At 65.9% G+C, this 12,823-nt stretch carries 11 protein-coding genes; 3 read left to right on the forward strand and 8 right to left on the reverse strand.

Going from position 1 to position 12,823, the window contains the following annotated elements:
- The first annotated feature begins 129 nt into the window (after positions 1-129).
- The gene (locus Q0Q36_RS11610; protein ID WP_293798288.1) at positions 130-1,299 is read left to right on the forward strand and encodes a diguanylate cyclase; all 1,170 of its coding nucleotides are present in this window, start codon (positions 130-132) and stop codon (positions 1,297-1,299) included.
- Here Q0Q36_RS11610 and Q0Q36_RS11615 read toward each other — a convergent pair.
- The 7 genes from Q0Q36_RS11615 to lysM all read right to left on the reverse strand — a co-directional run bounded on the left by Q0Q36_RS11615 (position 1,296) and on the right by lysM (position 7,950).
- Entirely contained in the window at positions 1,296-1,916 is a 621-nt protein-coding gene (locus tag Q0Q36_RS11615) for an HAD-IA family hydrolase (RefSeq protein ID WP_293798289.1), read from the reverse strand. The two genes, Q0Q36_RS11610 and Q0Q36_RS11615, sit on opposite strands and share 4 nt — an antisense overlap.
- Before the next feature lie 20 nt (positions 1,917-1,936).
- A complete protein-coding gene (locus Q0Q36_RS11620) occupies positions 1,937-2,878 on the reverse strand; it encodes a cytochrome c (protein ID WP_293798290.1) in 942 nt (313 codons plus the stop codon).
- Between the two features lie 182 nt (positions 2,879-3,060).
- Positions 3,061-3,492: a cytochrome c gene (locus Q0Q36_RS11625; protein WP_293798292.1), complete on the reverse strand. Its 432-nt coding sequence runs from the start codon at positions 3,490-3,492 to the stop codon at positions 3,061-3,063.
- A gap of 130 nt (positions 3,493-3,622) precedes the next feature.
- Complete coding sequence (locus Q0Q36_RS11630) at positions 3,623-5,932, reverse strand: xanthine dehydrogenase family protein molybdopterin-binding subunit (protein WP_293798294.1); 2,310 nt, start codon at positions 5,930-5,932, stop codon at positions 3,623-3,625.
- A 101-nt stretch (positions 5,933-6,033) separates the two neighbouring features.
- Positions 6,034-6,993, reverse strand: a complete 960-nt coding sequence (locus Q0Q36_RS11635; RefSeq protein ID WP_293798295.1) for a YiiG family protein — start codon at positions 6,991-6,993, stop codon at positions 6,034-6,036.
- Between the two features lie 52 nt (positions 6,994-7,045).
- Positions 7,046-7,363: a rhodanese-like domain-containing protein gene (locus Q0Q36_RS11640; protein WP_293798296.1), complete on the reverse strand. Its 318-nt coding sequence runs from the start codon at positions 7,361-7,363 to the stop codon at positions 7,046-7,048.
- 146 nt (positions 7,364-7,509) lie between these two features.
- The gene (gene lysM, locus Q0Q36_RS11645) at positions 7,510-7,950 is read right to left on the reverse strand and encodes a peptidoglycan-binding protein LysM (RefSeq protein WP_265060162.1); all 441 of its coding nucleotides are present in this window, start codon (positions 7,948-7,950) and stop codon (positions 7,510-7,512) included.
- A gap of 179 nt (positions 7,951-8,129) precedes the next feature.
- Here lysM and Q0Q36_RS11650 point away from each other — a divergent pair, with 179 nt between their 5' ends.
- Together Q0Q36_RS11650 and Q0Q36_RS11655 are read left to right on the forward strand one after the other, a co-directional pair.
- Positions 8,130-8,558: a heme-binding protein gene (locus tag Q0Q36_RS11650; protein WP_293798297.1), complete on the forward strand. Its 429-nt coding sequence runs from the start codon at positions 8,130-8,132 to the stop codon at positions 8,556-8,558.
- 158 nt (positions 8,559-8,716) lie between these two features.
- Positions 8,717-9,778 (forward strand): NAD(P)/FAD-dependent oxidoreductase, encoded by a 1,062-nt coding sequence (locus Q0Q36_RS11655; RefSeq protein WP_293798299.1) that lies wholly within the window; start codon positions 8,717-8,719, stop codon positions 9,776-9,778.
- A 288-nt stretch (positions 9,779-10,066) separates the two neighbouring features.
- Here the strand turns inward: Q0Q36_RS11655 and Q0Q36_RS11660 are convergent, their stop codons facing one another.
- Complete coding sequence (locus Q0Q36_RS11660) at positions 10,067-12,562, reverse strand: hypothetical protein (RefSeq protein WP_293798301.1); 2,496 nt, start codon at positions 12,560-12,562, stop codon at positions 10,067-10,069.
- Positions 12,563-12,823 lie beyond the last annotated feature (261 nt).

Below are 12,823 nucleotides of genomic sequence, written 5' to 3' on the forward strand. Positions count from 1 at the left end.
ACCCCCTCGGTCGCGTATCGGCACAAGCTGGAGTTAACTTCTCTCGCGTAGGTAGAACTCTGGCTTGGGTGCGTGGGAGCAGTTGATCATGCCTGAAGCCGGACGCTGGCAGCACTGACGGCGATAGCGATGGATCTCGCAACCCTCTGGTATCTGACGACGGGAACGGCGCTCATCGCCGCAGTCATGACCCTGTGGGAGCGCAAGGCACACGCCCAGCGCGCACGCGAACTCGGCCTCTGGGCCACCGCCTACGCCGTCTTCGCGATCGGCTGCGTTCTGGCCATGAATCGCAACACACTTCCAGGCATAACCGGCTTCGCCGTCACCAATGTCGTGATGATGCTCGGCTATCTCGTGATGCTTCAGGGCGCCTTGGCACTGGACGGCCGCAGGCTCCACCCTCTCCTCATTGCCGGACTGCTCACCGCCATCGGCATCGCCTGGTTCTCCGCCGGCGTCGATGCGGCCGGTCTCCTCTGGAATCATGTCAGCGCATTTCCGATCGCAGTGGTCTCGGGCCTGACGGCGCTCGCCTTGCTGCGCAGCCGGACCGTACGGGCGCTGCGCTCGCGCCCGATCGCCGTCGCCGTTTTCGCCGGACACGGCCTGTTCTACGCCGCCCGTACCTTCGTCGTTCCCGTGATCACCGCGATCCATGGCGAGGACGTGCTCGCGCTCGTGGCGGAGATCACGATGTACGAGGCCGTGCTGGTCACCGTTGCGATGCCGATGTCGCTTCTGGCGCTTGTGCGGGAGGAGGACCGGGCGAGCCTCCTGGCAACCGCGCGCACCGACTTCCTGACCACGCTGAACAACCGCCAGGGCTTCTTCGAACTCGGTCCCCGACACCTGAGCGGTGCGAGCAGGGACGCCGCGCATTCCCTGCTCGCCTTCGACCTCGATCACTTCAAGACCATCAACGACCGTTACGGTCACGATGTGGGCGACCGCGTTCTCAAGCTCTTCGCCGATATCGCGCGCGAGGTGGCGGGTCAGCGGGCCATGAGCGCCCGGCTCGGCGGCGAGGAGTTCGCGATCCTGCTGCCGCAGACCAGGGGCGCGGATGCCCATGCGATCGGGCAAAGCATTGCCCGCAGCTTCACCGAGACGGCTGCGCGAAGCGACGGGCTCGGCATCCCCGCGACCGTCAGCATCGGCCTTGCCGAGACCAGCGGCAGCGAGCCCGACCTCGCGACCCTTCTGGCTGCCGCCGACCGCGCGCTCTACCAGGCCAAGACGCTTGGCCGTAACCGCATCGAGATCGCGAAGCCGGAGCGGGTCGCGCGAGCGGCCTAAAGTCCCTGTTTGGCGCTCGCCGCTTCGGTGATCAGATCCCCGAGCGGCCGTGAGCCGTCCCAGAGGGCCGCACTCCATCCTTCTCCGCGCGCCGCGTCGACATTCGCCTGCTTGTCGTCGATGAAAAAGATCTCGTGCGGCGCGAAGCCGGACCGCGCAGCGGCAGCGCGGAAGAACTCCCCCGCGGGCTTGGCCCAACCGAGCTCCGCCGCATAATGCATCGCATCGAAATGCTGCTTCAGCGCAAGCTCTCCCCAGACGTAGCGCGCACGCTCGTGTTCCTGCACGGTGGCGAGATGGAGCTTCACGCCGCTCGCCCGGATCGACGCCAGCTGCGCCAGCAGGCTTTGGTCGAGATGGGCGTCGTTCTCGAACCAGTACCGGATCAGCGCGTCGGCGCTTAGTTTCGGCGCGATCTCGGCCAGCACTGGCACAAGACGATCGCGCAAACCGGCACGGCCGAGGATGACATCCGGCCAATGCGGCGCAAAGAACGCGGATTGCAGCAGTGCCGGCGACAGGCCGAGATCGCGCTCCAGATAGGCCGCCCAGCCCCTTGGATCCGGATGCACGATCACGACGCCGTCGACATCGACCATCACAGCCTTGAAGCGCATGCCGCTCCTCGCCCGCTGCCTCAGGGCGCCTTGGCCTGCGGGCGTTCCGGTCCCTCGATTGCCGGCAACGATTTCAGGTATTCCGCCATCGCCATCCGGTCCGCCTCGGGCAATTGCGCGATATTGCGCACCACCGCAGCCATCGAACCGCCGACATTGTCGAAGCTCGGCGTGAAGCCGGTCTTCAGGAGCTCGGCGATCTCCTCCTTCGACCATTTGGCCAGCCCTTTCTCGGACTGGGTGATGTTTGGCACCCAGCCCTTGCCCTCAGGGTCCGGCCCGCCGGCGAAGCGGGTCGAGGGGACGATGGCGCCCAGTGCATTGCGGGCGGAATGGCACTCGGCGCAATGGCCGGGACCGTTCACCAGGTAGGCGCCGCGGTTCCAGGCCTCGCTCTTGGCCGGGTCGGGCCGGAACGGCGCGCGCTCGAAGAACAGCAGCTTCCAGCCGCCGACCACGCGGCGGATGTTGAAGGGGAAGCGCAAGTCATGCGGCGCAGCCTTCCCCTCGACCGGCGGCAGCGTGCGGATATAGGCGAAGAGATCGGCCAGCGCCTTGGGCGGCATTAGCCGGTAGGAGGTATAGGGGAAGGACGGGTAGAGATGCTGCCCGGAGGGCGAGACGCCCGCCGCCATCGCATCGACGAAATCCTGCACGCCCCAATTGCCGATGCCGTCGCGCGTATGCGGCGAGATGTTCGGTGCGTGGAAGGTGCCGAAGGGCGATTCGAGCGCGAGCCCGCCACCCAGCCTCCACTTGTCGTCCTGCCCCGGCGTCGCGTGGCAGGAGGTGCAGCCGCCGGCCGAGAACAGCAGCTTGCCGTTCTCGACATCCGCCGCCGGCAGAGCCCCGATCTCCGGCGAGGGCGAGACCACGCGCGGATCGGTGAGCACGTAGAAGCCCGCGAAGCCCACGACTGCCAGCAGCACGAGGGTCACGAAAAGGCGGCGCAGCAGCAGCATCGAGGTCTCCCGTCGGCAGGTCGACAGATTGGACGGGCCGGCCTCGCGTCGGCAACCCTGAAAACGCAGCAATTCCAAACTGCCCGTTTTCCAACGCCCGTGAGCCACGGATGGCTCCGCTAGACATGAAAAAGCGGGCGACCATCGCTGGCGCCCGCTCGCTCGATCAGCCGTGAGGCCGGTCACTTCTTGATGCGATAGGCCTCGTGGCAGGTGCCGCAATTCTTCGTCGCCGCACCGAATGCGGTGCGGAAGCCGTCGAGATTCGCGACGGTCGCGCCGGCGGACGCATCGGTCTCGAACTTGGCGAAAGCCGCCTTGAACCCGGCCTGATCCTCCCAGATCTTCGGTGCGGCCGTGGTCTCGCCGCCGGTCTTGGAAGAATCGGGGAACAGGGTCGGCATCTTCTTGGCCGCATCCGCATAGGTCTTGAAGACGGCCTGCGCCTTCGTCGCATCGAAGGCAGCATCGCCCTTGGCCATGGCCGCGCCCTCGCGCGTCGCCGCGCCGACGGCCTTCATCGTCTGCTGGCGCTCCGCGATCGGGTTCGACTGCGCCATCACGGCGGTGAGGCCAAGCCCGAGGCCGGCAAGAACGAGAGCAGTACGGATCATTCAGTTCCCCTCAAAGACAAGTCCGCGCGAGATGCGCAATTTCGAACTTGTCCAGATCAAACGATGATCGCAACAGAGCCAAGTCGCTTTTGCGTGAAAGAGCTTGCGGGATCGCAAGCTCTTTCTTGCATCAAAGCCGATAACCGGCCTCCTTCAGCGCCGTGAACACCTTGAGCGGCGTCGCCGGCATGTCCATAGCCTTGATACCGGCAGCCCGGTCGAGCGCATCGACCACCGCATTCATGACCGCCGGGCAGGCACCGATCGCACCCGCCTCGCCCGCCCCCTTCACACCAATGGCGTTGGTCAGGCAGCGGACATTGCGCGTCTCGAAATGGAAATTCGGGATGTCGACGGCGCGCGGCAGAGCATAGTCCATGAAGGTCGCGGTCAGCATCTGCCCGTCCGGATCGAAGCGGATCTCCTCCATCAGCGCCTGGCCGATCCCCTGCGCGGAGCCGCCATGGACCTGGCCCTGCAGCATCAGCGGGTTCAGCGTCACACCGAAATCGTCGACCACGACATAGTTGAGGATCTCCGTGCCGCCGGTACCCGGATCAATCTCCAGCTCGCAGACATGAGTGCCGTTCGGATAAGTCGCCTCCGGCGGCGTCCAGCTCTGATGGACCTTGAGCATGGCCGGCGTCGCGCCAGGCAGTGCCGCGATCGCGGCGAGGTCGAGCGACTTGTCGGTGCCGACGATCCGCACCGCACCATCGGCGATCTCGAGATCGCCCACCGCCGCCTCGAGCTTCTCGGAGGCGAGCTGCTTGAGGTTGTCGGTCAGAATGCCCGTCGCCTTGTCGAGTGCGGCGCCGCCGACCGGAATCGAGCGCGAGCCGCCGGTACCCGAGCCGGTCTCGACCCGATCGGTATCGCCCTGGACGACTCGGATGCGGTCCATCGGGATGTCGAGATGCTGCGAGACGAGCTGCGAATAGGCCGTCTCATGCCCCTGCCCGTTCGACTGCGTGCCGATCAGCACGGTGACCATGCCGTCCTTCTCGAGGATGACGGTCGAACTCTCCGGCCCGCCGCCGCCGCAGGCCTCGATATAGCTGGCGAGGCCGATGCCGCGGATCTTACCGGCCTTGGCCGAGGCCTTCTGGCGGGCCTTGAAGCCCTTCCAGTCCGCCACATCCATGGCGCGGCGCATATGGCCCTCGAATTCGCCGGAATCATAGACCGGGCCGGTCTGCGTCTTGTGCGGCATTTCCGTCGGCTTGACGAAGTTCTGGGCGCGCACCGCATCCGGCGCCTTGCCGGTCTCGCGCGCGATCGCATCGACCAGCCGCTCGATCAGATAGGCGGCCTCGGGACGGCCGGCACCGCGATAGGCATCGACCGGGGTGGTGTGAGTGAGCACGCCCCGGAACACGACATGCACGGCCGGGATGTTGTAGCAGCCCGGCGTCATCGTGGTGCCGACCCAAGGAATGAAGGGCCCATATTGCGAGAGGTAAGCGCCCATCTCGGCCGAGAGATCGACCTTGAGGCCGATGAACTTGCCCTTGGCGTCGAGCGCCATCGTCGCCGTCGCGAGATTGGCGCGGCCATGCGTGTCGGCGAGGAAGTGCTCGTTGCGATCGGCGACCCAGCGCACCGGCCGCTTCAGCTTCTCGGCCGCGATCATCGCCAGCGGATATTCGCGATAGAGGAAGATCTTGGTGCCGAAGCCACCACCGACATCCGGCGTCACCACGCGGATGCGCTTGGGGTCGACCTTGAGCACATAGGTCGCGATCAGATCGCGCATGCCGTGGCTGCCCTGGCTACCGAGCGTCAGGGTCCAGCGCTTGTCGGCCTTGTCGTATTCGGCGATGCAGGCGCGCGTCTCCATGTAGTTGGAGGCGAGCCGGTTGTTGACGACGGTGAGCGAAACCGTCCGCGCCGCCTTGGCGAAGGCCTTCTCAGTCCTCTCGCGGTCGCCCTGCTCGGCCTCGAAGGCAACATTGCCAGCCCGATCCGGCCAGACCTGCGGCGCGCCCTTTTCCAGCGCCTCGGCAATACCGGTCACAGCCGGTAGCGGATCCCAGTCGATGGCGATGGCTTCCGCCGCGTCGCGTGCCTGCGCCAATGTCTCGGCGACGATGAAGGCGACGGCCTCACCGACATGGCGCACCGTGTCGGTCGGCAGCACCGGGACCGGCAGCGATTCCGACATCTTGCCGGAGGTCGTCTTCACATGCCCCTTGCAGGGCAGATCGCCATATTGGGAGACATCCGCGCCCGTCAGAATGAGCTTGACGCCCTTCATCTTGCGCGCGGTCTCGACATCCGAGACGGCGAAGCGGGCATGGGCGTAAGGCGAGCGCAGCACGAAGGCATGCAGAGCGCCATCAGCGGGGATGTCGTCCGTATAGCGGCCGGTGCCGGTGGTCAGGCGTTGATCCTCGACCCGCCGCACCGGCTGGCCGAAACCGAATTTCATGGGACGCATGAGGCATATCCTCAGATTGGTCTGATGAAAGACTGGGGCATAAAACGCGCCACGTCAGCCCCGGCCCACCACGCGCCAGGGCTGCGTCGCACGCATCGAACTCAACGCGACATGCGCACGGCCGTCTCCGAGAGCGAGACCATGGTGTTGTAGTTGTTGACGATCCAGTTGGCGTCTTTGGCCGCGCCGCGCCGGACATCGCCCTTGCTCTTGGCGAGCTTGTCGCTGAAATCGCGCAGCTTGCCGAGCCAGGAACTGGCCTGGCTCTCGATGAAGGGCACGCCCTTCGGCTCCTTGTCCTTGAACGCGTCCATCTCACGGACGGCGCCGGCATAATCGGCGACCGCGGCGTTGAAGGACTTGAGATCGACGATCGGGCTCTCGTTGCTCGGCATCAGGTCCATGACGGCGCGCGCATTGATCATGATGTTGCGTACCTGCCAGCGGGCCGACTTGCCTTCGCGCTGCTCGATCGAGGCGAGCTCGCGCTGGTCGAGCCCGCGCTTGTAGACGCGCATCAGCGCATCGAGCTTGGAGCGCTCCTCCAGGAAAGTCTTCGCAGCCGGCACCATCAGCGCATGCAGCTTCTGGCCCTCGGCGAGATTGTCGTCGCGATAGTCCTTGCGGTCGTAATAGCGCTCGGCCTTGGTGATCAGCGGCGCCAACTCCTGATACGCCTTGATATAGCGGCCCATGGTCTCGTCGATCGCCGGCAGCTTCGGCTCGCGGGCCATCGCCTCCTCGGCCTTCTTGATCTCGCCCGCCACGTCATAGAGGCTGTAGAGCCCATAGGTGATGTAGCGCTCCTTGCCGGTCGGGCCCTTCTTCATATCGACCCAGCTGCCATAGCGCTCCCAGGACTGGATGGCGCGCAATGTGCGGTTCATCAGCCCGGTATAGGCGTTCGATTTGGTGATCGCGGCCTGAAGGTCGTCATCGGTGGCCTTGCTCATGCTGCCGGCCGGCATCGTCGCGGCGCCTTGCGCCCAGCCGGCTTGAGGAGCCGCCAGAAGCAAGGCGGTGGCACAGGCTGCGCCGTAGAAGAAAGCTCGGGTCAGCATCGTCTTATCCTTAGTCATGAGCGGCGTCGGGCGCGCGCGAAGCCTCGAGGCCTCAATCCTGCGCGACCGGCTCGCCGTGCATCAGCCAGTCCTTGAAGCCGCCGGCATAATGGCTGTCGATGTCGAGCCCGGCCGACTGCGCGAATTCGAGCGCGCGCCGCGAGCGCACCCCCGCCGCGCAGGAGAGCACGATGCGCTTGCCCGGTTCGTTCGGCAGGTCGGCCGGATCGAATTGCGACAGGGGCCGCGACACCGAGCCCGGAATATGCCCGGCAGCGAATTCATGCGGCTCGCGGACATCGACCAGCAGGATGGAGCCATCGCTCAAGCCCGCCTTCACGGCGTCGATATCGAGGTCGTTCACGATCATGGGCAGGCCACTCCAGCTCGGTCGGCGAGCCGTTGAGATAAGGAGGCAATCCCGCTGGCGCCACCATCTGCAGGCGCTCGGAGATGCCGGAAACGAAAAGCAGCCGCGAAGCCTTGAGGCCGCGGCTGCCCGGTCGCGGAAAGTCCTCAGGCCTTCGGCGGAATACGCAGGACCCAGCCCGGCTGGATCAGGTCGGGATTCTTGACCGGCGGCGTATTGGCCTTGACGATCTCGGTGTATTTCGCGCCCTGGCCCTTGCCGTAATGCTCCTCGGCGATCTTCCAGAGCGTATCGCCCTTCTGCACCGTATAGAACACGGCGGCCGGAGCCTCCTTGGTCACGGCGAGCTCCGATTCGACCTGCGCCACGCCCGTCGTATTGCCGAGCGCGAGAATGATCTTCTCTGCCTCTTCCGTCGAAACGGCCTTGCCGGACACCTTCACCTTATCGCCGTCGATCTGGATATTGACGTCGGAAGGCAGGCCGTGCCCCGCAAGTTCCTTCTGCAGATCGTCGGCGGTCGCCGCCTTGGCCGAGCCGCCGAAGATCTTGGCACCGGCATCCTTGATGAAACTGAACAGACCCATTGAGCAAACCTCCTCGTGTCGCGGCGCTATCAAGCCCTGTCGGGCCGCCCTATGCAAGTCGCAGTGGAAAAGGTGTTTTGCTTGCCGGCTAGCGCCGATTGCGCATAAGCGGCCCCGAACGGCCTTTCCCGCAAGGCCAGCGGCTGGCAAGAACGTCGCGAAAGCAACCGGAGCTTCCCATGCTGACCCTCGCCCAGGCCCAGACCATTCTCCAGACCGCGCTCGGCCATGCTGAGTCCAACGGCTTCAAGCCGCTCGCCATCGCCGTGCTTGACGCGCGCGGCGCGCAGAAGGCCTTCGCCGCGCAGGACGGCACCAGCCTGAAGCGCGGCGAGATCGCGCTCGGCAAGGCACATGGCGCGGTCGCGCTCGGCGTCGGCTCGCGCGCGATTCACAAGATGGCGCTGGACCGGCCCTATTTCGTGGAAGCGGCGACCCATGCCGTCGGCGGCTCGCTGGTCCCGGTTCCCGGCGGCGTGCTGATCCGCTCGCCCGAAGGCGCGCTGCTGGGCGCGGTCGGCATCTCCGGCGATACCTCCGACAATGACGAGGCCGCCGCCTGCGCCGGCATCGCCGCCGCCGGGCTCAAGGCCGATACCGGAGCCTGATTCCACTCCGGCGCCTGGGGGAAAGAGAAGGCTCTTCCCCTTCCCCCGAGCGTCCCGCTGATTCTGTACTTTCCCCTTGCCAACCGGCCTTCGAAGCCTCATGTCCTCCGCGCGGGTTCGTTAAATCGGACAGTTTGGACCGGCTCGAAGGTAGGATCATGAGCGACGCGGCTGCTGCCAACGAAAACGAAGTCATCACCACCGACGTCGTCATCGTCGGTGCTGGCCCTTGCGGCCTCTTCGCCGTCTTCGAGCTCGGTCTGCTCGACATCCGCGCGCATCTCGTCGACATTCTGCCGAAGGTCGGCGGACAATGCGCGGAGCTCTATCCCGAGAAGCCGATCTACGACATTCCCGGCTTCCCGATGGTCACCGGCCAGGCGCTGGTCGACAACCTGCTTGAGCAGATCAAGCCGTTCGGGCCCACCTTCCATCTCAATCAGATGATCGAGGCGGTCGAGCCGACCGGCACCCCCGAGGCGCCGCGCTTCCGCGTCACCACCGATGCCGGCACCGTCTTCGACACCAAATCCGTGATCATCGCGGCCGGCGGCGGCTCCTTCCAGCCGAAGAAGCCGCCGATCCCCGGCATCGAGGCCTATGAGGCCGGCTCGGTGTTTTATGCCGTGCGCAAGATGGAGGCCTTCCGCGGCCGCAACATCCTGATCGTCGGTGGCGGCGATTCCGCCCTCGACTGGACGCTGAACCTCCAGCCGATCGCCAACCGCGTCACGCTGATGCACCGCCGCGACGATTTCCGCGCCGCGCCCCATTCGGTCGAGCAGATGCGCACCCTCGTCGCCGAGGGCAAGATGGACATGAAGCTCGGCCAGGTCACCGGCCTGAAGGGCGAGGACGGCAAGCTTGAGGCGGTCGTCTGCCGCGGCACCGACAACGAGCCCTTCGACATCGCCTGCGATACGCTGCTGCCCTTCTTCGGCCTGACCATGAAGCTCGGCCCGATCGCCGACTGGGGCCTGAACCTTCACGAGAACCTGATCCCGGTCGATACCGAGAAATTCGAGACCAGCGTGCCCGGTATCTTCGCCGTCGGCGATATCAACACCTATCCAGGCAAGCTCAAGCTGATCCTCTCGGGCTTCCACGAGGCGGCGCTCTGCGCCCAGAAGGTCCACCGCTACGTCTATCCGGAAAAGCGGCTGACCTTCCAGTACACGACCTCTTCCAGCAGCCTGCAGAAGAAGCTCGGCGTCGCCTGAGCGCGTGTTTCTTGGGTGATCGCCCAAGGAGCGGCTGGCAGCTGAGCAAGCGGCGGTTGTCATCCTGTGTGCGCCGCAGCGTGAAACGCTGCTGCGCAGACACGGGACCGCATGCCGCTTGAAGCTCCCTGCCTCACCACCTCCGCAAAGATGCCTTTTCCGGGGAACGGTCCCATGTCTGCACAGCGACATTTCATGCCGTAGCGCGCCCGGGATGACGCCGTTTGCTTGAAGGCAGAGCTCGCAAGGTCAGAGGATAGTGAAAGCCGCGGCCCCGCCGCGGCTTTTTCAATGCGCGATCGGGTCGCCGGGAATCTGCACGGCGGCCGTGCCGTTGCGCGCGGGCTGGATCTGGCTCGGGCCGAGCCCCAGCGAATTGCGCACGCTCAAGGAAGGCCCCGGCAGCATCGGCATCTCGCCCGGCGCGGCGACGATCTGCGGCCCGCTCTGCTTCGGCGCTGGCGGCAAGGTATCCTCCGGCTCCTGCGGCTCGATGCGCGCCTTGAGCTCGGCGATCGCGCCCCAGAGCGGCTGGAAGCTGAAATGCACCTTATGCGTTCCGGCCGGCACCTGCACGGCGCGGAACAGCACATTGGCCCGCAGGATCTCGGTCTCGACGCCGTCGACCTCGGCTTTCCACCAGGGATGCCAGATGTCGTTGAGCACGACGAAGCCGGCGACCGGGGTCGTGACCTCGATCTCGACATGGGCATTGCGGTAGCGCGTCAGCTTGACCTCGGCCTGAGCCGCGACCGGCCCCTCCGGCGTCGCGACCGGCGGCTCGTTGTCGAGCAGAACGGCCTGCGTCGGATCTGTCTCCGGCCAGCGGCCCGACAGCTTCATGCTCTCGAAATCGGCGAACTGCCAACCAGCGACGAACTGTACGCGCGGCAGCGCCCGCGGGTTCTCGTAGACATAGCCCTGCTTGGTCCGGGCGATCAGGTGGAGGTCACCTTCGTTCAGGGCGTGGTCGACCTGCTCGATCGGAACGGGCGAGGCGATGTAGCGCAGGCCCAGCAGGTTCGCGAGCCGGCAGCGATAGGACGGGAAGAGCGGGGTGAACTTGCGGTCGGCCGGCTTGGCGATGCCGTCGCCGGTGCCGACGGCCTCCGAGAAGTCCTCCAGCCGCAGCGGATTGTAGCCCAGCGTATGGTCGAAGCCGTGAACCATGCCGGCATTCGGCCACTCGAAGCCCATGCCGAGCAGTTCGACCCGGTCGCGCCGCGGCGAACCCTCCGGCTGCGAGGTCAACTCCTTCAACAGCGCGATGGTGTCGTTCTTCGTGCGGGAATCCAGCACGTCATACATCTGCGGCGAGAGCGCGGTCGATTCGTTCGGGCCATTGTTGACGCCCAGATCGGCGGCGACCACGCCGGTGACAAGGACCGCTGCAGCGGCCGTGCCGAGCGCCCCGCGCCAGCGCTGCAAAGCGAAGAACGCAGCTCCCGCGACCGCAAACCAGACCAGCGCCATCGCGACCGGCTTCCAGGCATCGGCGAGATGGCCCCAGTCACGCGAAATCCCGAGCGCGAGCACGATGGCGCCGAGAACCAGCGCCGCGCCGATGAGGAGGTCGCGACGGAAGGAGGTCCCCGCCTCCGCCGTCAGGATGCGATGCAGGACATAGCCCGACAGGATCGCCGCCAGACCGCCGATCAGGAAAGTCGCGTCGGCCGGCCGGCGGAACTGCTTCACGCCGGGCAGGTAGTCATAGGTGAGGTGGAACAGCGGCGTGTAACGGCCGAGCGCGAACAGCACCATGAAGGCGAGCATCAGCGTCAGCGGGCGAACCGACCTGTCCCAGAGCCACCCGCGGGTCAGACCGGGCGCCAGCAGCAGCAGGAACGGCAGCGCGCCGAAATAGATCTGCGCCATGTTCTGCGAGAGATAGAGCACCTGCGGGTCGCCATAGGGTCCCCAGAACTCGACGGCGGGATCCTTGGCGCCATAGAGGTCGCCGACGATCGCGGAAAGCAGCGACATCGGATGCAGCGAGCCGCGTGCCGCGATCGCGAAATCGATCTCGGGCCGCGTCGTCGCCTCGGCGAAGAGCCAGGTCCAGATCAACGGCATCGCAATGATGGCAACCCCGACAATACTGGCAGCAGCGATCGGCGGCAGGCTCGCACGGAAGGCCGGCCAGCCGCCGGAAATCCAGTGCGCGACCACCATGGCCACCAGCACATAGCCGGCGAGCAGCGCGACCTGGTCGGGCTCCAGCACCATCATGCCGGCGGCAAGACCGGCGAAGACACCGGAGAGAATGGATGAGCGCTGCAGCATCCGCGCCGTCAGCCAGAAGGCGATGGCGAAGAAGGCGTAGCTCGCGATCTGCCCGACATGCTGGACGCGCCAGGCCGCCGAGGCGCCGAAGGCGAAGACCAGCGCCGCCATCAGCCCGCCTGCCGCATGCCAGCCGCGATCGCGGAAGAACAGGATGAGCGCCAGCCCGCCGGCGAGCAGATGCGCCAGCACATAGGCATCGACCTCGCGGAAGCTCGGCGCCGGCGAGATCAGGGCGAGCAGGATCGCGGGCGAGAAGATCAGCGATTGCGGATCAGCGATCTGCGGCGAGCCGGCGAAGACGTTGTGATTCCAGAATGGGGACTGGCCGGTATGGATCGCGTTGGCGAGGAACTGCACCTGCGCCTGGAAATGCGCCTTGGCATCGAACGGAATCGTCACCGCCCCCGAAAGCCAGGGCCAGCACAGGATGCCCCATGCCACGACGAAACCGATGGCCGCCAGCAGGTAGCCGGCGCCCCTTGCATCAACGCGTCTCAACTGGACCCCCACGGTCCTCGGCACGAACGGTCCCGCTTTGGGATCCTGTCTCCAGCCCTGTCAGTGGCCGGGACCATGACGCTGCGTACCTGAACCGAATCTGAACGTATTCACGCAGCCGTGAACGCGGCTGATGACAGGCTGAAGAATGCGGAAATGGGGAGGACGAAGGACGGGGTTACGGCGCCCCGAAACACACCTCCGTCATGGTCGGGCTTGTCCCGACCATCCACGTCTTCACTGGTCGAGCATCGTGTTCAA

The sequence above is a fragment of the uncultured Allobosea sp. genome (assembly GCF_945957345.1).
In the GTDB taxonomy this organism is placed as follows: Bacteria; Pseudomonadota; Alphaproteobacteria; order Rhizobiales; family Beijerinckiaceae; genus Allobosea.

Bases quoted from the DNA above. Each gene is read 5' to 3' on its own strand.
- Q0Q36_RS11610 (WP_293798288.1), top strand. From the start codon at position 130: ATGGATCTCGCAACCCTCTGGTATCTGACGACGGGAACGGCGCTCATC.
- Q0Q36_RS11615 (WP_293798289.1), bottom strand. From the start codon at position 1,916: ATGCGCTTCAAGGCTGTGATGGTCGATGTCGACGGCGTCGTGATCGTG.
- Q0Q36_RS11620 (WP_293798290.1), bottom strand. From the start codon at position 2,878: ATGCTGCTGCTGCGCCGCCTTTTCGTGACCCTCGTGCTGCTGGCAGTC.
- Q0Q36_RS11625 (WP_293798292.1), bottom strand. From the start codon at position 3,492: ATGATCCGTACTGCTCTCGTTCTTGCCGGCCTCGGGCTTGGCCTCACC.
- Q0Q36_RS11630 (WP_293798294.1), bottom strand. From the start codon at position 5,932: ATGCGTCCCATGAAATTCGGTTTCGGCCAGCCGGTGCGGCGGGTCGAG.
- Q0Q36_RS11635 (WP_293798295.1), bottom strand. From the start codon at position 6,993: ATGCTGACCCGAGCTTTCTTCTACGGCGCAGCCTGTGCCACCGCCTTG.
- Q0Q36_RS11640 (WP_293798296.1), bottom strand. From the start codon at position 7,363: ATGATCGTGAACGACCTCGATATCGACGCCGTGAAGGCGGGCTTGAGC.
- lysM (WP_265060162.1), bottom strand. From the start codon at position 7,950: ATGGGTCTGTTCAGTTTCATCAAGGATGCCGGTGCCAAGATCTTCGGC.
- Q0Q36_RS11650 (WP_293798297.1), top strand. From the start codon at position 8,130: ATGCTGACCCTCGCCCAGGCCCAGACCATTCTCCAGACCGCGCTCGGC.
- Q0Q36_RS11655 (WP_293798299.1), top strand. From the start codon at position 8,717: ATGAGCGACGCGGCTGCTGCCAACGAAAACGAAGTCATCACCACCGAC.